A 20,991-nucleotide genomic window follows, 5' to 3' on the forward strand; every position below is an offset into this window, starting at 1 on the left:
GAAACTCGCCCAATGCCGGACGCAACGCGCCGCCTTGCCAGACCGTTCCCACGCCCAGAAGAAACTCGCCCCACCGGCCAACTGCCGCTCAAGAATGACGTGCTGATCGTCGTACCGATAACGCTCGCTTTCACCGACGGCATTGGTCGCGCAAACCAGTCGTCCGTCTTCGTCATAGGCGTAGGAAACAAGGTTCTGCTCGGTCTCCCACACGTAGGGCGCATGCCCTGTGGCGCGATGCACCTGGTAGTCCACCGCCACGATTCGATCCAGCTCATAACGCAGCAGCAGCGAGCGGCCAGCACCGTTATCCAGCCGCTCGATCCGCCCGGAACGATCTCGGCAAAGGCGCAGGCGGTTGTCATACGCATCGCTGATCGAGACCAGCACGCCATCGCGAAAGTGATAGAACCGTGACGCCTGGGCCAGCACTAACTCATCAGGAGCCGAGCCCAAGTAGATCGCCGCTTCCGCCAGGCTATTGGTGATTGCGGGTCGAGAGTCGCTGGGCAATGGAAACTGCGTACGGCGGTTCTCATGATCGGTCCACACCACCGAATCGCCCGACACACAAAGCCTGTGCGCCAGCGCATGACTCCAGCCAAACCCCAACCCGCAATCCACTTCCACCGCACTGGTGCGATACAGCCGTGTCCACTCAAACGGCAAAATCCCGTCCAGCGCGCCGTCGGTGAGGGTGAGCAATTCCTCCCCGGTGACCATCGACACCGGGCAGCCGTGGGTAACGGTTTTATCCGTAGAAGCCGCCGCATCCCCCTTCGGATTCGACGCCACGGCAGGCGCATCATCCACCGATTCCTGGCGGACCAACGTGGTGCGCTGGGTCTTGCCGCGCACCATCGGCACCGGGTTCGAAACCAGCGTGTCGCCTGCCTTCAACGGCACCGCCGGCACTGCCTTGACCGGTGTCGCGGCACTGCTCAGTAACACCGGCTTGGCGACCTCGACATGCGGCCCCAACCCCGGCCCCACTACTTGCTTGGCCAGCAATTCCAACAACGCTCGTGCGCGCCCGGATTTGACGTGACTGAGCACACCAGCCCCCAATCGCACCACTACGCCCATCGCACCCAAGACGCGAATCAGCAGCAGATTGATCAGGACCTCACCGGTAATTTCGCCCCACAGTTCAGCCATATCCGGCGGCGGGAGCATGCGCATCCAGCTGACCAGCGCCGATAGATAGATAAACAACAGCGGCTCATCACTGAGCACCAGCAAACCTTGGGCTATCGCATCACTGCCCAGGGTCAGCAGTTCGTCGAGCTCAGTCTGCGAAAGGTATTGCAGCAGTTTTTCGCTGTTGGGCTTGAGGTCTGCCAGCAGCGCCGACAGCTCACCAATGTTGTCCCACAGGCTGTAAAGCGCCTTGCCCAACCCACTGGCAAAAGCCGCTTCCAGCAAGCGGCGCCGCTCAAACGGGCGGGCGTCTGTGTAATTTTTCCACTGGTCTTGGAAGGTGTCGGTCCATTCTTTGCGCAGCCGGGCTTCCAGTGCGGCGATCACCGACTGGTAGGACGCATACAGTGCTTTGAGGTGATCCTGGGAAACGTTGGGGTAGAAACTCACCCGGTATTGCTGGTTGCGATCACACTCGGTGACTTCGAGGATGCCACTCGGGCCGATGGTCTTATGGAGGGGCTCGCCCAGCGGACCGCCGTTTGGATCAACGCGTTGCACCACCACCGGCGTGTTGCCGATGGGCACGAACCTCGTGCTCTGGAACATATGCACCAGGGTCAAGGTACCCGTGGCCTGGCAGGTGGCGACGGTGCTACTGGGAAACAGGGAGCGATTGATCGGGGCAACGAGCGCTACCTCGTCGCCGACCTTGAACACCTGCTCAAGCTCCAGCGCCGAGAAGCTCCAGAAGCTATCGGCCCAATCGTCAAAGGTGTTCAGGCAATCGCGAAAGTCACGGAAGACGCCTTCGACGTCGACCGCTTTCACGTTCATTGGGGTTAGGGCCAGCCTGCCAATGACCGGGTTCAAGCGCCAACCCCATCAACCGGGGGCGTAACGAAAACAACCATCTGCAATCCCTCGCACTGTTTGATCAGGCGAGGGACTTTGCAGCGGTTGAAAGAGGAGGGGAGTAGAGCTTATCCGGCAGTTATGTGGGATGTTTCAGCTAAGGCCAGGCATCCGCTTCGGCTCACCGACGAACCCCGGTTAGACTTACCTGTCGATATCTGCACTGCCCGGTCTGTCGTTAACCAAGGAAGCCTCATGTATCCAAGTCGTCTGCTCTTTTGCCTCATGCCTTTGCTGGTGCTGGCCGGTTGCTCCACCTCCCGTGGCCCGCAGCAGCCCGAACGCAGTGAGGCCGAGGTGAAGGCGCAGATCGTGCGCCTGCTGCCGGCCAAGGTGTCGGACCGCAACGGTTGGGCCCAGGACATCTACACCGCCTTCGACACCCAGAAAATCTACCCCAGCACCGAAAACATCTGCGCCGTGCTGGCGGTGACCGAGCAGGAGTCCACCTATCAGGTCGACCCGCCTGTGCCGGGCATGGGCAAGATCGCCCAGGACGAAATCCTGCGCCGCGCCGGCAAGGTGCATGTGCCCGCGTTCGTGGTGCGCAGCGCCCTGCAATTGCGTTCGCCCACCGGCAAAACCTACGCCGACCGCTTGAATGCCGCACGCACGGAGAAGGACTTGAGCGCGATCTTCGATGACTTCATCAGCATGGTGCCCCTGGGCAATACCCTGTTTGGCGGGTTCAACCCGGTACACACCGCAGGCCCCATGCAGGTCAGTATCGACTTTGCGCAGAAACAGGCGCGGGGTTATCCCTACACGGTGGACGGTACGATTCGCCGCGAAGTGTTCACCCGTCGCGGCGGCATGTACTTCGGCATCGCCCACTTGCTCGGCTACCCGGTGAGCTACGACCAGCCGCTGTACCGCTTTGCCGATTTCAACGCCGGTTGGTACGCCAGCCGCAATGCTGCGTTCCAGGCCGCAGTCAGCCGTGCTTCAGGCAAAGAGCTGGCGCTGGATGGGGATTTGATCCGCTATGGCTCATTGTTGCCCGGCACCACCGAGCTGGCGGTGCGTTCACTGGGGGCGAAGCTGGACATGCGCAACCCGAGCATCCGCAGCCAGCTGGAGCAGGGCGAGCAGTTGGATTTCGAGGACACCACTTTGTACAAGCGCGTCTTCGCCTTGGCTGACCAAGCGGCCGGCAAGCCGTTGCCACGGGCGATCCTGCCGGGCATTGTGCTCAAGAGCCCGAAGATCACCCGCAACCTGACCACGGCCTGGTTTGCCAAGCGCGTGGACGAGCGCTACCAGCGCTGCATGAAGCGCTGATCAACTGCGGCGCTTGACGAACCGGCGCCACAAGCCCACCCACAACCACACCACCGGGAACGCCAGGATCACGAAGGGCAGCACATAGCTGGCACGTTCCAGGGCGTCTGCGGTGCCGTTCACCAGGTTGTCTCCCAGGTTGCTGAACATCCGGGTGAACCTTGACACCTGGTTGGCGCCGTCGGAGGAGCGGAAGTTCAAGGTCACGCGGTTGGTGTCAAGGCGACGTTGCTGGCCGGCGGCAACCTGAGCGAGTTCCTGCAGCTCGTTTTCAATGCCGGCTTGCTCTTTGCTCAGGACGATCAGGTCGCTGACGGTGATGTCCTTGCGCTTGGCCAGTTCATCGAGGCGTTGCTGCTGGGCTTGCAGGCGGTCCTGGCGACGGCGCACATCCGCCACGGCATCGGCCAGGTCTTCGGCAGTGGTGATGCGCTGGCCGAGCATACCGCCTTCGGCCGCCAGGGCGACCATCGGCTCCACACCCGTGGGCGCGATCCGCAGGATGATCTGGCCACCTTGGCCGTCTTCGGTAATGCCCAAGATATTGCAGGCACCAAAGCGCGCCGTTTCACACGCCTCACGAGTGGCCTGCATACGCGGCGCGAGCAGAGCGCCGGGCAGGGCCAGGGTCAAGTCATGCTCATAGGCCAGTTGCGCCCCGGCCTTGCCCTGTTCGCCATTGATGACGGTGGCGCGAGAGTGGTCCTTGGGGGAACAACCGGCCAAGGCCAGGCCGGCCAGCAAGATCAACAGCGGCGCGCGAAGCGGGTGGGAGTTGCCGTCCAGGTGGCGCATGGCGTTTCCTTGAAATGTGCAGGAGAAATTGGCCGAGATTAAAGCGGGTCTGGCCCATTAACGCAAAGCATTGCCCGGGATTTGTCCGGCTGATGGTGGTGGCTGCCGGGTCGGGGCTGGCGTACACCTCAAGCCTCACACCAGGGAAGCTCCGCCATGAACGCTCAGACTGTTCCCCAAGGCTTTGTCCCATTGCCGCGCAGCAGCCCGTTGCTGGAACTGCTCGGCCCGGCGTATTGCCGTGGCGAAGGTTTGCAATTGGAAGTTGGCCTGCGCGCCGATCATCGTCACGCCAATGGGCGCGGCACGGTGCACGGCGGGGTCTTGGCTACGCTGGCGGATATCGGCATGGGGTACGCCATGGCGTTTTCCAGTGAGCCGCCGTTGCCGTTGATTACCGCCAGCATGACCTTGGATTACTTGGGCGCCGTGCAGGTAGGGGAGTGGATGGTGGTGCGTTTGGAAAGCCACAAGCGCGGACGGCAGATGGCGTTCGCCACGTTGAGTTTGCAGGTGGAGGAGCGCGTGGTGCTGCGGGCGAGCGCGGTGTTCGCGGTGCCGCAAGCTGACAGGCAATGAGATCAAATGTGGGAGTTCATTCAGGGGTATCGATAAAAGAAAAGGCCTGGCTTTTCGTGGAGCCGGGCCTTTTCTGTGTTGCTCTTATTGGCATGGGGCTGCTACGCAGCCCAACGGGAGCAAGCTCCCTCGCCACAATAGCGATCCGATTCAGTTGCGTTCGAGCGCCAGGGCGACACCTTGGCCGCCGCCGATGCACAGCGTTGCCAAGCCTTTCTTGGCATCGCGCTTGATCATTTCGTGCAGCAGGGTCACCAGTACGCGGCAGCCTGAAGCACCGATCGGGTGGCCGATGGCGATGGCGCCGCCGTTGACGTTGACCTTCTGCGCGTCCCACTCCAGCTCTTTGCCCACTGCCAGGGATTGTGCGGCGAAGGCTTCGTTGGCTTCGATCAGGTCCAGGTCAGCCAACTGCCAACCGGCCTTGTCCAGGCAGCGGCGGGTGGCCGAGACCGGGCCGATGCCCATGATGGCCGGGTCGACGCCCGCGTTGGCGTAGCTGGCGATACGCGCCAGTACGGGCAGGCCGAGAGCCTTGGCTTTGTCGGCGCTCATCAGCAGCACTGCGGCGGCGCCGTCGTTGAGGCTCGAGGCGTTGCCGGCGGTGACGCTGCCGTCTTTCTTGAACGCAGGCTTGAGCTTGGCCAGGGATTCGGCGGTGGTGCCGGCGCGGGGTTGTTCGTCCACCGCAAAGGCCACTGGGTCGCCTTTGCGCTGGGGAATCAGGATCGGTGTGATCTCATCGGCAAAGCGCCCGGCTTCGATAGCGGCGGCAGCTTTCTGCTGGGAGGCGGCGGCGAAGGCGTCCTGGGCTTCGCGGCTGATGCCGTACTTGTCCACCAGGTTCTCGGCGGTGATGCCCATGTGGTAATCGTTGAACGCATCCCACAGGCCGTCGGTGATCATGCTGTCGATCATCTTCGCGTGCCCCATGCGCAACCCGGTGCGTGCGGCAGGCAATACGTACGGGGCCAGGCTCATGTTCTCCATGCCACCGGCAATGATCACCTCGGCGTCGCCGCAACGAATGGCCTGGGCGCCCAGATGCAAAGCCTTGAGGCCCGAACCGCAGACCTTGTTCAGGGTCAGGCTCGGCACGGCGTGGGGCAGGCCGGCAAGGATCGAAGCCTGGCGCGCCGGGTTCTGGCCGCTGCCTGCGGTGAGTACCTGGCCGAGGATCACTTCATCCACTTGCGCCGGGTCCAGGCCGGTCTGCTCCAGCAGGCGACGGATGACGGCGGCGCCCAGTTCCGGGGCCGGAATGTTCGCCAGCGAACCTTGGAAGCTGCCCACGGCGGTGCGGGTGGCAGCAACAATCACGACGTCTTGCATGGAATCTGTCCTCACTGGAAGTGCATTTCTGGAACGTGGTCCGGGACGATCAGTTTACCGGCGGTCTTGCTCACAATCTCTTCAACGCTGACGCCAGGTGCGCGTTCCTTGAGGACAAAAGCGCCATTTTCGATTTCCAGGTACGCCAGGTCCGTGAGCACACGCTTGATGCAGTTGGCACCGGTCAGCGGCAGGCTGCATTGGCTGAGCAACTTGGACTCACCGTCCTTGGATGCGTGCGTCATGATCACAATGATGTTTTCCGCGCCGGCCACCAGGTCCATGGCACCGCCCATGCCCTTGACTAGCTTGCCGGGAATCATCCACGAAGCGATGTTGCCCTGTACGTCCACTTCGAATGCGCCCAGTACGGTGAGGTCGACATGCCCACCGCGAATCATCGCGAACGACTCGGCGGAGGAGAAGATCGAGGCACCGATGCGCGCGGTGACGGTTTGCTTGCCGGCGTTGATCATGTCGGCGTCGATGGTTTCTTCGGTCGGGAACGGGCCCATGCCAAGCAGGCCGTTTTCCGATTGCAGCATCACTTCCATGCCGTCGGGGATGTAGTTGGCCACCAGGGTCGGAATGCCGATACCGAGGTTCACGTAGTAACCGTCCTGCATCTCGCGGGCAACGCGTTGAGCCATTTGTTCGCGGGTAAGCGCCATGATTGTTTCCTCTTATTGTTCTGGACGGGGATTATTTGCGGACGGTGCGCTGTTCAATGCGCTTTTCGAAGGTGCCGCAGATGATCCGGTCGACGTAGATGCCAGGGGTGTGGATCTGCGCCGGGTCCAGCTCGCCCGGTTCGACGATTTCCTCGACTTCGACCACGGTGATCTTGCCGGCGGTGGCGGCCAGCGGGTTGAAGTTCTGGGCGGTGTGACGGTAGATGACGTTACCGAAGTGGTCGGCTTTCCAGCCTTTGACGATGGCAAAGTCGCCGGTGATGGATTCTTCCATCAGATACGGGCGGCCCTTGAATTCGCGGGTTTCCTTGCCTTCGGCAACGGGGGTGCCGACGCCGGTGGCGGTGAAGAAGGCCGGGATGCCGGCGCCGCCTGCGCGCATTTTTTCTGCCAGGGTGCCTTGAGGGGTAAGCACCACCTCAATCTCGCCGCTGAGCAGTTGCTTCTCAAACAGCGCGTTTTCACCCACGTAGGAAGCGATCACTTTGCTGATCTGCTTCTGTTCCAGCAGCACGCCCAGGCCGAAGCCATCGACACCACAATTGTTGGAAACCACCGTCAGGTCGCGGGTGCCTTTGCGCTTGATTTCGGCAATGAGGTTTTCCGGAATGCCACACAGGCCAAAACCACCGGAGAGCACGGTCATGCCGTCTTCCAGGCCTGCCAGCGCTTCTTCATAGGACGCCACGCGTTTATCGAAACCTGCCATATGCACCTCTTTTATTGTTTGTGGTTCAGCCAGTGAGTTGAGTGTTGCGCCAGCGGATTGATTTGTTAAGTTGTTTTTTAAGGTTGATTGATTTAGAAAACAGCATAGTTCAATCGTCGTCCGGAGCTGCGTCATGACCGTTAAACAGATGCGTGCCTTTCTCGCTGTTGCGCAGAGTCTGAGTTTTGCCGCTGCCTGCGAGCGTTTGCACCTCTCCCAGTCGGCGTTGAGCTTGACCATCAAGGGCCTGGAAGAAGGCTTGGGCGGGCGCCTGTTCAGCCGTAATACCCGTAACGTCGCGCTGACCCCTGAAGGAGAGTCCCTGTTGCCCCTGGCCCGCCGGTTGATTGCCGACTGGGACAACGCCGAGGACGAACTGCGCCAGCGTTTTACCTTGCAACGGGGGCGTGTCACGGTGGCAGCGATGCCATCGTTTGCTGGCAACCTGCTGCCGCCCATCCTGAAGATATTCCGCGCACGTTACCCCCAGGTGAACGTGACAGTACATGACCTGATCAATGAGCAAGTGCTGGAGATGGTGCGCGACCGTCAGGTGGAGCTGGGGGTGGCGTTCGAGCCGTCTGAGGGCTCGTCATTGGCATTTACCCCGTTGTACCTGGACCGTTTTATCGCCGTGGTACCGGGAGACTCACCTTTGGCACAGCGCGCTGAAATCGACTGGAAAGCCTTGCTTGAACAGCCGTTCATTACCTTGCAGCGGCCTTCCACCGTGCGAGTGATGCTGGAAGAACACCTTGGTGCCTTGCAGATGAAATTGCCCGTTGCCTTGGAAAGCCATCAATTGGCGACGGTGGGCAAGATGGTTGCCAGCGGTTTGGGGGTTAGCGCGGTGCCAGCGTTATGCGCCAGGCAGATGGAGGAGGCGGGAGCCCATTGCATTACCTTGACCGGCCCGGTGATCGAGCGGCCGATTGGGGTGCTGACTAAACCGGGGCATGAGCTGTCAGCGGCGGCGCAGGTGTTGTTTGATATCTTTCGAGATGAAGCGGGGAAGGGCAGGTTTCCAACTTTCTAAACCGGTAAATACAAATGTGGGAGCTGGCAAGCCAACGCCCACATTGATTGAGTACTACTTAGTAGTAACGGTCGATCACTTTAACTTGCGAGCTGTCTTTGAAAGACGCCCAGGCATTGTTAAGTGTGTCGAACACTTGCTCGATAAAGTTGCGATCAGCGGCGGCCTTCTTGCCGACATAACCCTGGCCACGGCGGTACATCTTCAGGCGTGCCGCCAGCTCACGGTTGTTACGGTCAAACTCGGCTTCTTCGGTATGGGGCGCCAGGCAGTCAATTTGCACTTCGCCGGATTTGCCAATCCACAGGATATGGTCGTCGAGTGTGTCTTTCTGCGCTGCGAACATCTCAGCCAATTCATCGATAGTGGGTTGGTTGTTCAGATTCATGTGTAAGCCCCTTGACCAGTTGGCGATCTATCAATTGATTCGTTAATACCAGTAAGTTGTCTCCGGTCACTAAAACCGGGCGTCAGCGACGGGCTGCCGAATACGGGCAGGGTCTTGAAGCTGATGCATGTAGTCTTGCTGATGGGCTGCTACGCAATGCTCTGATCACGAAGACAAACCGCGTTTGAGCGCCTTGTACCTGTCCCCTTCTGGACTGGTCAGCTTCATCAATCTGCCTTGTGGGCAGTGCACATCCGGAAAAACAGCTCGGCGGTCAGACGAGCCTGTTCAAAACGCTTGTTACCAACGCTCTCGATCCGAGAGACGTCTAGATCATGCAAGGACAAAAAGGTTACGTCAACGATTATGTAGTGATTATTTTTGCGCACTACATAAATTGCCGCGGGGACGGGGGAATGCGGGAAAACGTGACTTGGGCGTCATTTTCTGTGCGGTGGGTCGCACAGCTACGGTGGTCAATTCGCTGCAGGATCCATGTGGGAGCGGGCTTGCTCGCGAAAGCGGTGGGGCAGACAACTATGTATTGGCTGATACTGCGCATTCGCGAGCAAGCCCGCTCCCACAGTTGATCTGTATCGCTGTTCTATCCGAGTTGAGCAGCCAACAACGGCAACAACTGCTCGCAGGACGCCTGGATCTTCACCTGCAACAGCTCATCACCCCGAGTCTTGCCCAGGTTGATGGCAATCACCGGCTTACCCTGATCGACCATCGCCTTGCACAGGCGAAACGCCGAATAGGCCATCAGTGACGACCCCACCACTAACAGTCCTTCGGCATGTTCTACCGCCGTCATCGCCTTGAGCGCCGTCGCCGGTGCGACGTTCTCGCCAAAGAACACCACATCCGGTTTCAGCCTTTCGCCGTTGCAATGTGGACAGTGGGGTACCTGGAAGCGCTGTTCAAACACCGGATCGAGCAAGGTATCGCCATCTGGCGCTTGCACCGCATGAACCTGTGCCATGTGCGGGTTATCGACCTCCATCTGCCGCTGGATCACGTCGCGCTCGCTACGCAATTGGCAATCCAGGCACAGCACCCGATGCAAGCTGCCATGCAGCTCGATCACGTCCCGGCTGCCGGCCTGGTCATGCAGGGTGTCGACGTTCTGCGTAATCAACCCACTGATGCGCCCTCGTTGTTGCAGTGTCGCGAGCGCCAGGTGGGCCTTGTTCGGCTGGGCAATGCGCACCCGTGGCCAACCCAGCATCGCCCGCGCCCAGTAACGGCGCCGCGCCTCGGGGGTGGCGAGGAATTCCTGGTACATCATCGGTGGCTTGCCCCGGCGTACACCTTCACCGTCCCGGTAATCCGGGATACCCGAAGATGTACTGATCCCTGCGCCGGTCAGCACCAGGAAACGCCGGCCGGTCATGGCCCGGTGCAGGGTGTCGAGGTGGTCTTCCTGATGGTCCAGCGTGTCGAGCATGGGTTCCCCTATTCGCCGCGGATGTACTGTTCCAGCTGCTGGATCAAGGCCGCTTGTTCGGCAATCGCTTCCTTGACTAGGTCACCGATGGACAGCAGGCCCAGCAGTTTGCCGTCTTCGACCACGGGCAGGTGGCGCAGGTGACTGTCGGTCATGATGTTCATGCATTCCTCGACACTCTTGTGAGTATCCACCGTGATCACCGGCGAACTCATCACCTCATGGACCTTGGTGGTGACCGACGAGAGGCCCTTGAGCATGATCTTGCGTGCGTAATCCCGTTCACTGATGATGCCGACCACAACGTCATCCTTGACCACTGGCAAGGCACCGACGTTTTTCTCGGACATCCGCACCAGTGCTTCAAACACGGTGTGGTCCCATTTGATCGTGTGGACGTCCTGGTTTTTCTGGTCCTTGGCTTTCAGCAGTTGTGCAACGGTCTTCATGGCGGCCACTCCGGTGTTGTTGTTGGTAGTCCAGATCCCCTACAGAATCCTAGACCGAACTCGCCGGAGCAAGGGCCAATGCGGCGTTAAACCTGTCGAAAAACGTCATGTGCCGGTTTTTTTCGGTATTTATCCCGCATTTGCCGGCTTTTTCCCTCGTTTGGGGCTGGCGCCGGCGTTGCGCGGGGCGGCCTTGCGTTTCTTTTTCCACGGCGTTGCACCTCGGCCAGCGGGGCTGGCGGGGCCAGTGATGGTCATGCGCATGCCGTTACAGCGTGCCACCTGCTTGCTCATCCACGCCGCTTGCTTGGCGACGAATTCTTCCAGGCTCATTTCGCCGCTTTGCACCATGTCTAGTGCCTGTTCCCAGATGGCGGTGGTGCCGGGGTCGGCGATGGCGCGGGGCACCGCGTCAATCAGGCTGAACGCGGCCGGGGTTGCCGACAGGGCCTTGCCGTTTTTTACCAGGTAGCCGCGGTCCAGCAAGCCCTGGATGATCCCGGCGCGGGTGGCCTCGGTGCCGATGCCAGTGGTGTCCTTGAGTTTTTGCTTGAGCAACGGGTCCTCCACCAGCTTGGCGACGTTTTTCATTGCCTTGATCAGGTCGCCCTCGGTAAAGGGCTTGGGCGGCTGGGTCCACAGGTCCTTGAGGTTGACCTTGGCCACGGCGTAGTCGTGGCCCTGCACCAGCGTCGGCAACGCTTGGGGCGCTGGGGCTTCGCGACCTTTGGCGGGGGCCAGCGCTTCGGGCAAGGCGCGTTTCCAGCCCGGTTCGATGACCACTTTGCCCACTGCGCGCAACGCCTGGCCGGCACAGTCGAAATCGGCCTGGGTGCGGTCGTACTCATGGTTGGGCAGGAACTGCGCCAGGTAGCGCGCACGAATCAGCGTATAGACCGCACGGTGCTTGCCGGTCAGTTGGCTGATCTCCTTGCCGGCTCCGGTGGGGATGATGCCGTGGTGGGCGCTGACCTTGGCGTCGTTCCAGGCCCGCGAACGGCGCTGGGGGTCGATGTGCGACATCAGCTCGTTCACCGCCGTGTCTGCACGGCCCAGCGCCGCAAGAATCTTCGGCGCTTCACTGTGCTGGCTCAACGGCAGGTAGCCGCAATCGCTGCGCGGGTAGGTGATGGCCTTATGGGTTTCGTAGAGGGATTGGGCGATGTCCAGGGTTTCCTGGGCGCCCAGGCCGAGCTTCTTCGAACAGATCTCCTGCAAGGTGCCGAGGTCGAAGGGCAGGGGCGCCACCTCGCGCATGCGTTCGGTACGCAGCTTCACCAGCCGCGCCGTGGCGGCGTTGAGCATGGCGTCGGCGGCGTCCCTCGCCAGTTGCGGGTTGAGGCAGCGGCCCTGGTCGTCACAGACATCCTCAGGGGCGCGCCATTGGGCGGTGAAGGTCATGTGCTCGTGGCGCAGGTCGACATCAATGGCCCAATAGGCCATCGGCACGAAGTCGGCGATGCTGCGATCACGGTCCACCACCAGGCGCAGGGTCGGGGTTTGTACTCGGCCTACCGGTAGTACGCCTTGGTAACCGGATTGGCGCCCCAGCAGGGTAAACAGGCGGCTCATGTTCATGCCGATCAGCCAGTCGGCACGCGAGCGCCCCAGGGCCGAGTGATACAGGCTGAAGGTTTCTGCACCGGGTTTGAGCGCCGCCAGGGCCTTGCGAATGGAGGCGTCGTCGAGCGCCGACAACCACAGCCGCTGGATCGGCCCGCGGTAGCGGCAGTGTTCCACCAGTTCACGGGCGATCATCTCGCCTTCACGGTCGGCGTCGGTGGCAATCACCAGTTCCTGGGCTTCGCCCAGCAAGCGCTTGACGGTCTTGTATTGGCTGGCGGTCTTGGGCTTGACCAGCATCTTCCACTTTTCCGGGACGATCGGCAGGTCGGCCAGTACCCAGCGTTTATATTTAGCGTCGTAGGCATCGGGCGGGGCGGTTTCCAGCAGGTGGCCGATGCACCAGGTGACCGTGATGCCATTACCCAGCCAGCACCCATCGCCGCGGCGGCTGGCACCGAGCACGGCCGCGATATCCTTGGCCTGGGAGGGTTTTTCACAGAGGTACAGCCGCATGGTCATCACATCAGATCGGGTTGATGCCTTGCAGGATGCTTACTTGAAGGGGTTTGAGCAACCATTATCTGTATGGATGTACAGCAATTTGTGTGGGGGCCATACGCCGTTGTAGGAGCGAGCTTGCTCGCGAAGGTCGTTAACGATGACGCGGGGCGCCTGGTGCCCCGCGTTGCTCTCAGGTTCTTCGCGAGCGAGCTCGCTCCTACAGGGGAGAGGTATCAGTTGTTTTCGATATCCACATGCCGGGTTTCCTTAAGGCAGAACAGGCCGACGATCAGGCTCACGCCCGTCACCACCACCGGGTACCACAAGCCATAGAAGATATCGCCGGTATACACCACCAAGGCAAACGATACGGTCGGCAGGAACCCGCCAAACCAGCCGTTACCGATGTGGTAGGGCAGGGACATCGAGGTGTAGCGGATGCGCGTCGGAAACAGCTCCACCATCAGCGCCGCCAACGGCCCGTAGCACATGGCGGCGATGAAGATCAGCACCACGATCAGCACCACCACCATCAGCTTGTTGACCTGGGCCGCATCCGCCGATGACGGATAACCGGCCAGGGCCACGGCGCCACGCAGGGCCGCTTCATCAAAACCGTCGATGCGCACATCGCCGACGCTCACTTGCACCGGGCTGCCCGCAGGGGCGGCGACGCTGCTGTAGGGCAGTCCCTGTTTGACCAGGAAGGTCTTGACCTTGTCGCAGGGGCTGTCAAAACGGGCCTTGCCCACTGGGTCGAACTGGAAGGTGCAGGTGGCCGGGTCGGCCAGTACGGTGATCGGCGCCTGTTGGCTGGCCTGGTCCATTGCGGGGTTGGTGTAGTGCGCCAGGCCCTTGAAGATCGGGAAGTACAGCGCGGTCGCCAGCAGCAGGCCGAGCATCAGCACCGGCTTGCGCCCGACCTTGTCCGATAGCCAGCCAAACAGGATAAAGAACGGCGCGCCAATCACCACGCTGATAATCAACAGCATATTGGCCAGGGCCGGGTCCATGCGCAGGAACTGGGTGAGGAAGAACAGCACATAAAACTGCGCCGCGTAGAAGGTCACCGCTTGCCCGCCGTTGATGCTGAACAGGGCGATCAGCACCACCTTGAGGTTTTCCCATTTGCCGAAGGACTCGCGAATCGGCGCCTTGCAGGCCTTGCCTTCCTCTTTCATCTTTAAGAAGGCGGGCGATTCGTGCAGGCTCATGCGGATCCAGGTCGAGATGCCCAGCAGCACGATGGAAAACAGGAACGGAATGCGCCAGCCCCACACTTCGAACTGATCGCCGGTGAAGTAACGGCAAGCCAGCACCACCAGCAGCGACAGCAGCAGGCCGAGGGTGGCGGTGGATTGAATCCAGCTGGTGTGCAGCCCGCGCTTGCCCGGTGGCGCATGCTCGGCCACATAGGTGGCAGCGCCACCGTATTCGCCGCCCAGCGCCAGGCCCTGCAGCATGCGCAGCACGATCAGGATAATCGGTGCGGCAATGCCGATGCTGGCGTAGGTCGGCAGCAACCCGACGCAGAAGGTTGCCACGCCCATCAGGATGATGGTCACGAGGAAGGTGTACTTGCGCCCGATCATATCGCCCAGGCGGCCGAACACCAGGGCACCGAATGGCCGCACTACAAACCCTGCGGCGAAGGCCATCAAGGCAAAGATAAACGCCGTGGTGTCGTTGACCCCGGCAAAGAACTGCTTGCTGATCACCGCCGCCAGGGCGCCGTAGAGGAAAAAGTCATACCACTCGAACACCGTCCCCAAGGAGGAGGCGAAGATGACCTTTCTTGATTCGTTGGCGGTACTTGCACTGGCCGCCGAGCCCAGGGGTTGAGCATGTTCTGACATCGGGTGTCCCTCACAGTGATTATTTATTGTTTTTCCACTGTCGGCGCTGACCTCGGCGCCGGTGTTTTTCAACTTCATATAGCGTTAATGATTACGCGGGGTGCCCTGTGGTGCGCGGTGCTGGTGGGTTTTTCGCGAGCAAGCTCGCGCCTACAGTGTTCGGTGACAGGATTAGCTGCGCGGCCTTCTCCGCGATCATCAGCGTGGGTGAGCAGGTATTGCCGGAGGTGATGCGCGGCATGATCGAGGCATCGGCAATGCGCAGGCCGGGAATGCCGTGTACGCGCAGCTGGCTGTCGACCACGGCGTCTTTGTCATCGCCCATGCGGCAGGTGCCCACCGGATGGAAAATCGTGGTGCCGATCTGTGCGGCGGCCTCGTGCAGTTGTTCTTCAGTTTGCAGGGCTTCGCCGGGCAGGTATTCCACCGGTTTGAATTGGCTCAGGGCCGGAGCGGCGACGATGCGCCGGGTCAGGCGAATGGCGTCGGCGGCTATGCGCAAGTCTTCGGGGTGGCTGAGGTAATTGGGTTGTATCAAGGGGGCGTCCGCCGGGTTGGCCGAACGAATATCCACCCGGCCGCGACTTTGCGGGCGCAGGTCGCAGACCGACGCGGTAAATGCCGGGAAGCCGTGCAATGGTTCGCCAAAGCGCTCCAGGGACAATGGCTGCACATGGTATTGCAGGTTGGCCGAGGCTTGCTCCGGGCCGGAGCGGGCAAATGCGCCGAGCTGGCTGGGCGCCATCGACAGCGGGCCGCTGCGGTCGTACAGGTAGCGCAGGCCCATGCCCATCTTGCCCCACAAGGTGCCGGCGATCTGGTTCAGGGTACGGGCATTTTCCAGCTTGTAGATCAGGCGCAGTTGCAGGTGATCTTGCAGGTTGCCACCAACGCCTGGCAGCTCGTGCACCACGTCGATACCCAGCGGCTTGAGCACATGGGAAGGGCCGATCCCTGAGCGTTGCAGAATGCCCGGCGACCCCACGGAGCCCGCGCACAGCACAATCTCCTTGCGCGCCTTCCAACTCATCGGCTGGCCGTGTTGACGCCCCAGTACTTGGCAAGCACGACCGTTCTCCAGTAGCACACGCTCAACCTCTACCTCAGTCAGCACGGTGAGGTTGGGGCGCTGGCGGATCGGCTTGAGAAACGCCTTGGCCGCATTCCAGCGCACACCGGCTTTCTGGTTGACCTGGAAGTAACCGCAGCCCTCGTTATCACCCTGGTTGAAGTCATTGATATTAGCGATGCCACTTTGAGCCGCCGCCTCACGAAACGCATCGAGGATCGGCCACGACAGGCGCTGTTGCTCGACGCGCCACTCACCGCCCTCGCTGTGGAATTCAGAGCCGCCGGCAAAATGGTTTTCGCTCTGTTTGAACAGCGGCAGTACGTCTTTCCAGGCCCAGCCCGCGTTGCCCGCCGCCGCCCAGCCATCGTAGTCCTGGGCCTGGCCGCGCATGTAGATCATGCCGTTGATGGACGAGCAGCCGCCCAGCACTTTGCCCCGTGGGTAACTCAAGGTGCGCCCCTGCAGGCCGGCTTGGGATTGAGTCTTGAAGCACCAGTCGGTGCGTGGATTGCCGATGCAGAACAGGTAGCCGACGGGGATATGGATCCAGGGGTAGTTGTCGCGGCCACCGGCTTCCAGCAGCAGGACACGGTGAGCCGGGTTGGCGGACAGACGATTGGCCAGCAGGCATCCGGCAGGGCCGGCGCCGACGACGATGTAATCGTATTCAGCAGTTGCATTGGGCATCTGGGGTCTCGCTTGTTTTTCTTATTGGGCCCATCCTAGTTGTTAGTTTTCGTCTTAAAAATGTTAGTTTTTACCCACCCGCTGTGCGTTTTTAAACAACGCCGGCTGGCCCAGGCTCTGGAGGCGATATGTTCGACTGGAATGACCTGCGGTTTTTTCTCGAGTTGCAGCGCAGTGGCCGCCTGCTCACCGCCGCCCAACGCCTGAAAACCACGCATGCCACCGTGGCGCGGCATATCGACGCCATCGAGAAAAGCCTCGGCACGGCGCTGTTCGTGCAGCACGCCCAGGGCTATGAACTGACGCCTGCCGGCGAAGCATTGCTCAAGCATGCCGAGGCTATGGAAAATGTGGCACTGCTGGCCGAAGATGAACTCACCCATTCTGCTGCGCCCCTGGGCAAGATCCGCCTCGGCGTGGCCGAAGGCCTGGGCGTGATGTTTCTGGCCGCACGCATGGGCGGGCTGTTTGAACGCTACCCAGGGTTGGAGGTGGAGCTGGTCGCGGTGCCGCGCTTTGTCAGCATCCTCAACCGCGAGGCGGAGATCAGCATTCACTTGGAACGCCCCAGCGCCGACCAACTGGTGACGCGCAAACTCACCGACTACCGCCTGGCGCTGTATGCCAGCCGCGCCTATCTGGCGCGCAACCCACCCATCGAAAAACGTGAAGACCTCGCTGCCCATGCCTGGATCGATTATGTCGATGACCTGCTGTTCAGCCAGGAACTGAAGTTCCTCAACAGCTTCTGCCGTAACCCCCGAGTGGTGTTCCACAGCACCAGTGTGATCGCCCAGCACCAGGCTGCGCGTTCGGGGTTGGGCGTTGCGGTGTTGCCGTGTTTCATGGCAGCTGGCGATGGGGAGTTGGTGCCGTTGTTGCCGGCGGAGGGCATTCAGCGCAGCTATTGGATCAGCTCGCGCCGGGAGCTGCACAAGTCGGTGCGGTTGCGGGTGTTGTGGGATTATGTGGTGGAGTTATGCGCGCGGGAGCAGGGCTTGTTGCTCGGTGAGTCCCGCTGACGCATGCGGATTAAAAGGTGGGAGCTGGCTTGCCTGCGATGGCGGTGTGTCACTCACTGATGTGCAAGCTGACCGGCCGTCATCGCAGGCAAGCCAGCTCCCACATTTGGATCGTGGTGTGTCAGGGACAGTCTAGAGCTTTACTACCTGATGTACCTGCTCGGCACAGGCCCGAGCCTCGTCAATCATGTTGCCGAACGCATCGCTGGTGACTTCGGCATGGGTCAACCAACGCTTCTTCTGGCTCAGGCGATAGTGATAGCGCAGCGAGCCGTTCTCCAGTTTGCCGTCCAGGTCGAGGTCGTACCAGGGCGAGCGCACCTTGCAGCCGGGGATGGCTTTTTCCATCTTCCCGCCAGCCAGGGTGTAGGTGTAGTCATAGGTTTCAGGATTGCCCAGGTAAAGGTCGGCCTGTTGCCCCTGGCGACGATAGTTGATGTAGCCCTCCCAGCGGTCTTTCAAGGATGGGTCGGTGTAGACATAGTCATTGGCCAGCTTTTCCAGGGCACGCTGATCGTTCATGTGGGCAGTGACGCTGTAGCCGTCATGCACCACAAAACGGGTGGGTTCGCGGGTGATCTGGCAGTCGCTGATGTCGTTGCCGAAGTTGGCGCAGATGTTCTGGTCGGTGGCGGTGGTGCCTTGCTGGCGGTCGGCGACGCTCAGTTGCATCAGCGGCAGGCGGCTGAAGGTAATAGTCGCCTTCACCGCGCCATCTCCCTCTTTGCCGTATTGCACCTGTTTGTCCAGGCGTATCGAGACTTCGGGGCGCTCCAGTGGGATGTGTTCTTCGCGCACCTGGCCCTGGGCGTCGTTGACCAACACCCAGCGGTCCTGAATATCGGGCATGGTCTGGCCAGGGGCGAAGACCGGGTTGGTCGGGTCAAGCCACCACACCTGGCCATTTACTTCGGCACGTACGATGGCGTGGTTCGGCGCCTGGGTGCCGGGGATCAGCAAGGCATCGACCACGTCGCCACGGCTGACCCACGCGGTCTCAGCCTTGATGCCACTGGCTTTGAGCATGGCCGTCAGCAGCGTCGCCAGGTCCTTGCAGTCGCCGTAGCCGTGCTGCTCGATTTCCGCGAGGCTGAACGGCACATAGCCGCGCTCGGTCGCCCGCCAGTCACCCAGGTAGCGATAGTGATCATTGATGTGCTGCATCATTGCCGCGACTTGCTCAGCTGGCGCCAGGCTGCGTGCGGCGGCCACGGCGGCGGCGGCTTGCGCCGGCAGGGTGGCGCCGAGGATCTGGTTGTAACGCTGGGCGAAATCACCGAAGTACGCCTGGCGGTCCACGGCGCTCCCCACTTCCAGGCGTGGGACGCGCAGCAGTGCGGCGGCGGAGGATTCATTGATGTAGTTGAGGTAGGTCGGGGCTTTTTGCACCACGTCCAGGGTCTTGCCGTTGCTCGAAGGGGTTACCTTGAAACCGTCGAACAGTTCACTGCGCCATTGCATCGGCCGTTCGGCGGTAAAGCGCGCCTTGAAGCGATCGCGGCGGGCTGAGCTGGGCCCGAACTTGAGCACATAGTGGAACTGGGTCATCAGCGGTTTGGCCGGGTAATGCTGGCGTACCGTGTAGCGGATCTGCGTGCCCACGCGCAGGTTGGGGAAGGCCAGGGAGGTTTGCTTGTCGCGGCTGAAGCCTTGGTCCGGGTTGGGTGCGCTGCGGGTATCGATTTGCGTGGCGGCCAGGGCGACCGGCTTGGCGCCAGGCTGGGTGGACTGGGCACTGACCACTTCAAAGGTGTCGGCTTCGGAGTAGTCGAAGTCGATGCGCGAAAGCATTTCGCGGCCGTTGGCCTTGAGGATTGTGTAGCGGTAGGTGGTGGTGCAATCGGTGCTGGCGTCGCGGTTGAAGTGGCAGTGCAGCTCGGTGTCACTGGCCAGCGGGGCTTCGGCTATGGGTTGCAGGGCCGCGCTGACGGAATGGGAAACCAGCCCCAGGCTGATGGCAATCAAAGGGCGGTGAAACGGAAAACGGTACATGGGCGCCTCGGGTGACACATTGAAACAGCTACCCGGCGGGTAGCGAGAAGGCGCCGGATGATAATGGATCTCAACGACAAAGGCCAGGATTGTTCGACAATTTATCTGGCTGAAAGGCCCGTGCTAGAGCCTTTCGTTGATTTATGTCATGGTTTTTATGCCACCAGCGCGACACGCGATTAGAGGAACCAGCGATATTCCCGCGCCTGGATCTCCTGCTGGAAAGCCAGGTGGTCCTGGCGTTTGTTCTCGCAATACACCTCGACAAATTCCGCGCCCAGCTTGTCGCGCAGTACCGGTTGCTGCTGCATGGCACGCACGGCGTCGAGCATTTCGAGGGGGAAGTCGGCGCCGCTGTTGCGGTCTTCGTTCAGTGGGGCGATGGGTTCGCGCTTGGCCTCAAGCCCATGCTCCAAACCAGCGAGGATCGCCGCCAGCACCAGATAAGGGTTGGCATCGGCGCTGGCCAGGCGGTGCTCGATCCGCAGGTTGCGTGGGTCGGAGTCGGGGATGCGCACGCAGGCGTCGCGGTCTTCAAAGCCCCAGCTCGCCCGCGTCGCAGCGTTGACCGTGCCGCCTAGGCGGCGGAAGGCGTTGTGGTTGGGTGAGAAGATCGGCATGCAGTGCGGCAGCAACTCCAGGCACCCGGCCACGGCGTGGCGCAGCGGCTGCTGCTGATGGGCCGCGAGCAGGTTATTGCCCGCCGCGTCGTAGAGGCTGACATGCACATGCATGCCACTGCCGGGAAATTGCAGGTAGGGCTTGGCCATGAAGCTGGCGCGGTAACCATGTTTGAGCGCGACGCCGCGGGTGCTGCGGCAGAACAGGGCGGCCCAGTCGGCGGCGCGCAGGCCGTCATCGCAGTGGCCGAAGTTGATCTCGAACTGGCCGGGGCCGATTTCGGCGGTGATCACCGTGATGTCGAGGCCTTGGTCCTTGGCGGTTTGCGCCATATCGTCGAGCACGTCGTTGAAACGCGACAGCCGTTCGATATGCAGGTTGGGCTGGTCATCGGCATCTCCACTGAGCGGGTCGCGGGCAAATTGCGGCAAGCCGTTGTCCAGTTGTTTATCGAACAGGTAGAACTCCAGCTCAAACGCCACCACGGGGTGAATGCCTTGGTGCTGCAAGCGTTCCAGCACCTTGGCCAGGACTTCGCGGGGTTCGAATTCGATTGGCGCTTGGGTGCCGTCCGAGGTGATGAGCATTTGCCCCAATGGCTGCGACTCCCAGGTGACTGGTTTGAGCGTGCCGGGCACCAATCGGCGATTGGCGTCTGGGTCGCCATCGTTGAAGCAATAGTCGCCAATCTTGAACAGCCCACCCTGGGCCCCCAGCAGCACCGCATTCTGCGGCAGCTTCAGCGGGCTGCCGGCGGCGACTTTCTCAAGCATCTCCACCGGGTAGCGCTTGCCGTAGAAATGCCCGGGAATGTCCAGGGCGATCAGGTCGACATAGCGTACGTCGGGGTGGTTCTGGCGAAAGCTCCGTACTTCGGCCAGCAACGTGGAGGAATGGCTTTTCACGGG

At 61.3% G+C, this 20,991-nt stretch carries 17 protein-coding genes; 4 read left to right on the forward strand and 13 right to left on the reverse strand.

What is annotated here, in order from left to right; genetic code table 11:
- Positions 1–1,977, reverse strand: a 1,977-nt coding sequence (locus tag ODQ19_RS19690; protein WP_330211003.1) for a DUF6531 domain-containing protein, incomplete at its 3' end; no start/stop codon positions are given.
- 273 nt (positions 1,978–2,250) lie between these two features.
- Here ODQ19_RS19690 and ODQ19_RS19695 point away from each other — a divergent pair.
- Positions 2,251–3,336: a DUF1615 domain-containing protein gene (locus ODQ19_RS19695; protein ID WP_116667357.1), complete on the forward strand. Its 1,086-nt coding sequence runs from the start codon at positions 2,251–2,253 to the stop codon at positions 3,334–3,336.
- Here the strand turns inward: ODQ19_RS19695 and ODQ19_RS19700 are convergent, their stop codons facing one another.
- Positions 3,337–4,131: a DUF4349 domain-containing protein gene (locus ODQ19_RS19700; RefSeq protein ID WP_330211004.1), complete on the reverse strand. Its 795-nt coding sequence runs from the start codon at positions 4,129–4,131 to the stop codon at positions 3,337–3,339. It abuts the gene before it with no gap.
- A 156-nt stretch (positions 4,132–4,287) separates the two neighbouring features.
- On the opposite strand from ODQ19_RS19700, the gene ODQ19_RS19705 reads away from it, so the two are divergent.
- Positions 4,288–4,710: a PaaI family thioesterase gene (locus ODQ19_RS19705; protein WP_282392212.1), complete on the forward strand. Its 423-nt coding sequence runs from the start codon at positions 4,288–4,290 to the stop codon at positions 4,708–4,710.
- 150 nt (positions 4,711–4,860) lie between these two features.
- Here the strand turns inward: ODQ19_RS19705 and ODQ19_RS19710 are convergent, their stop codons facing one another.
- The 3 genes from ODQ19_RS19710 to ODQ19_RS19720 are packed head-to-tail and all read right to left on the reverse strand — an operon-like array spanning position 4,861 to position 7,443.
- Positions 4,861–6,042 carry an acetyl-CoA C-acetyltransferase gene (locus tag ODQ19_RS19710; protein ID WP_003190325.1) on the reverse strand — a complete coding sequence of 394 codons (1,182 nt, stop codon included), beginning with the start codon at positions 6,040–6,042 and terminating at the stop codon, positions 4,861–4,863.
- Between the two features lie 11 nt (positions 6,043–6,053).
- Positions 6,054–6,713, reverse strand: coding sequence for a CoA transferase subunit B (locus ODQ19_RS19715; protein WP_005786928.1), 660 nt, complete (start codon positions 6,711–6,713; stop codon positions 6,054–6,056).
- A 31-nt stretch (positions 6,714–6,744) separates the two neighbouring features.
- Positions 6,745–7,443, reverse strand: a complete 699-nt coding sequence (locus ODQ19_RS19720; protein WP_003190329.1) for a CoA transferase subunit A — start codon at positions 7,441–7,443, stop codon at positions 6,745–6,747.
- A gap of 133 nt (positions 7,444–7,576) precedes the next feature.
- Between ODQ19_RS19720 and ODQ19_RS19725 the strand changes: the two genes are divergently transcribed.
- Positions 7,577–8,479, forward strand: a complete 903-nt coding sequence (locus tag ODQ19_RS19725; protein WP_116667361.1) for a LysR family transcriptional regulator — start codon at positions 7,577–7,579, stop codon at positions 8,477–8,479.
- A 58-nt stretch (positions 8,480–8,537) separates the two neighbouring features.
- Here ODQ19_RS19725 and ODQ19_RS19730 read toward each other — a convergent pair whose 3' ends face one another.
- The 6 genes from ODQ19_RS19730 to ODQ19_RS19755 all read right to left on the reverse strand — a co-directional run bounded on the left by ODQ19_RS19730 (position 8,538) and on the right by ODQ19_RS19755 (position 16,448).
- A complete protein-coding gene (locus ODQ19_RS19730; protein WP_003190335.1) occupies positions 8,538–8,867 on the reverse strand; it encodes a hypothetical protein in 330 nt (109 codons plus the stop codon).
- A gap of 604 nt (positions 8,868–9,471) precedes the next feature.
- On the reverse strand, positions 9,472–10,317 hold the full coding sequence (locus tag ODQ19_RS19735) for an NAD-dependent protein deacetylase (RefSeq protein ID WP_330211005.1): 846 nt from the start codon (positions 10,315–10,317) through the stop codon (positions 9,472–9,474).
- Between the two features lie 8 nt (positions 10,318–10,325).
- On the reverse strand, positions 10,326–10,766 hold the full coding sequence (locus tag ODQ19_RS19740; RefSeq protein ID WP_003190337.1) for a CBS domain-containing protein: 441 nt from the start codon (positions 10,764–10,766) through the stop codon (positions 10,326–10,328).
- A gap of 129 nt (positions 10,767–10,895) precedes the next feature.
- Positions 10,896–12,845: a DNA topoisomerase III gene (locus tag ODQ19_RS19745; RefSeq protein WP_330211006.1), complete on the reverse strand. Its 1,950-nt coding sequence runs from the start codon at positions 12,843–12,845 to the stop codon at positions 10,896–10,898.
- Positions 12,846–13,066: 221 nt separating this feature from the next.
- Entirely contained in the window at positions 13,067–14,689 is a 1,623-nt protein-coding gene (locus ODQ19_RS19750; protein ID WP_116667364.1) for an MFS transporter, read from the reverse strand.
- A gap of 91 nt (positions 14,690–14,780) precedes the next feature.
- On the reverse strand, positions 14,781–16,448 hold the full coding sequence (locus ODQ19_RS19755) for a GMC family oxidoreductase (RefSeq protein WP_330211007.1): 1,668 nt from the start codon (positions 16,446–16,448) through the stop codon (positions 14,781–14,783).
- 128 nt (positions 16,449–16,576) lie between these two features.
- On the opposite strand from ODQ19_RS19755, the gene ODQ19_RS19760 reads away from it, so the two are divergent.
- On the forward strand, positions 16,577–17,470 hold the full coding sequence (locus tag ODQ19_RS19760; RefSeq protein WP_330211008.1) for a LysR family transcriptional regulator: 894 nt from the start codon (positions 16,577–16,579) through the stop codon (positions 17,468–17,470).
- A 132-nt stretch (positions 17,471–17,602) separates the two neighbouring features.
- Here the strand turns inward: ODQ19_RS19760 and ODQ19_RS19765 are convergent, their stop codons facing one another.
- Positions 17,603–19,462 carry a DUF3857 domain-containing transglutaminase family protein gene (locus ODQ19_RS19765; protein WP_330211009.1) on the reverse strand — a complete coding sequence of 620 codons (1,860 nt, stop codon included), beginning with the start codon at positions 19,460–19,462 and terminating at the stop codon, positions 17,603–17,605.
- 179 nt (positions 19,463–19,641) lie between these two features.
- Entirely contained in the window at positions 19,642–20,988 is a 1,347-nt protein-coding gene (locus ODQ19_RS19770) for a glutamine synthetase family protein (protein WP_330211010.1), read from the reverse strand.
- Between the last annotated feature and the right edge of the window lie 3 nt (positions 20,989–20,991).

Source organism: Pseudomonas sp. AM4(2022), from assembly GCF_036346515.1.
Taxonomy (GTDB): Bacteria; Pseudomonadota; Gammaproteobacteria; order Pseudomonadales; family Pseudomonadaceae; genus Aquipseudomonas; species Aquipseudomonas paracarnis.

What these genes read in the sequence shown, in the direction of transcription:
- ODQ19_RS19695 (WP_116667357.1), top strand. Translation starts at nt 2,251, where the DNA reads ATGTATCCAAGTCGTCTGCTCTTTTGCCTCATGCCTTTGCTGGTGCTG.
- ODQ19_RS19700 (WP_330211004.1), bottom strand. Translation starts at nt 4,131, where the DNA reads ATGCGCCACCTGGACGGCAACTCCCACCCGCTTCGCGCGCCGCTGTTG.
- ODQ19_RS19705 (WP_282392212.1), top strand. Translation starts at nt 4,288, where the DNA reads ATGAACGCTCAGACTGTTCCCCAAGGCTTTGTCCCATTGCCGCGCAGC.
- ODQ19_RS19710 (WP_003190325.1), bottom strand. Translation starts at nt 6,042, where the DNA reads ATGCAAGACGTCGTGATTGTTGCTGCCACCCGCACCGCCGTGGGCAGC.
- ODQ19_RS19715 (WP_005786928.1), bottom strand. Translation starts at nt 6,713, where the DNA reads ATGGCGCTTACCCGCGAACAAATGGCTCAACGCGTTGCCCGCGAGATG.
- ODQ19_RS19720 (WP_003190329.1), bottom strand. Translation starts at nt 7,443, where the DNA reads ATGGCAGGTTTCGATAAACGCGTGGCGTCCTATGAAGAAGCGCTGGCA.
- ODQ19_RS19725 (WP_116667361.1), top strand. Translation starts at nt 7,577, where the DNA reads ATGACCGTTAAACAGATGCGTGCCTTTCTCGCTGTTGCGCAGAGTCTG.
- ODQ19_RS19730 (WP_003190335.1), bottom strand. Translation starts at nt 8,867, where the DNA reads ATGAATCTGAACAACCAACCCACTATCGATGAATTGGCTGAGATGTTC.
- ODQ19_RS19735 (WP_330211005.1), bottom strand. Translation starts at nt 10,317, where the DNA reads ATGCTCGACACGCTGGACCATCAGGAAGACCACCTCGACACCCTGCAC.
- ODQ19_RS19740 (WP_003190337.1), bottom strand. Translation starts at nt 10,766, where the DNA reads ATGAAGACCGTTGCACAACTGCTGAAAGCCAAGGACCAGAAAAACCAG.
- ODQ19_RS19745 (WP_330211006.1), bottom strand. Translation starts at nt 12,845, where the DNA reads ATGCGGCTGTACCTCTGTGAAAAACCCTCCCAGGCCAAGGATATCGCG.
- ODQ19_RS19750 (WP_116667364.1), bottom strand. Translation starts at nt 14,689, where the DNA reads ATGTCAGAACATGCTCAACCCCTGGGCTCGGCGGCCAGTGCAAGTACC.
- ODQ19_RS19755 (WP_330211007.1), bottom strand. Translation starts at nt 16,448, where the DNA reads ATGCCCAATGCAACTGCTGAATACGATTACATCGTCGTCGGCGCCGGC.
- ODQ19_RS19760 (WP_330211008.1), top strand. Translation starts at nt 16,577, where the DNA reads ATGTTCGACTGGAATGACCTGCGGTTTTTTCTCGAGTTGCAGCGCAGT.
- ODQ19_RS19765 (WP_330211009.1), bottom strand. Translation starts at nt 19,462, where the DNA reads ATGTACCGTTTTCCGTTTCACCGCCCTTTGATTGCCATCAGCCTGGGG.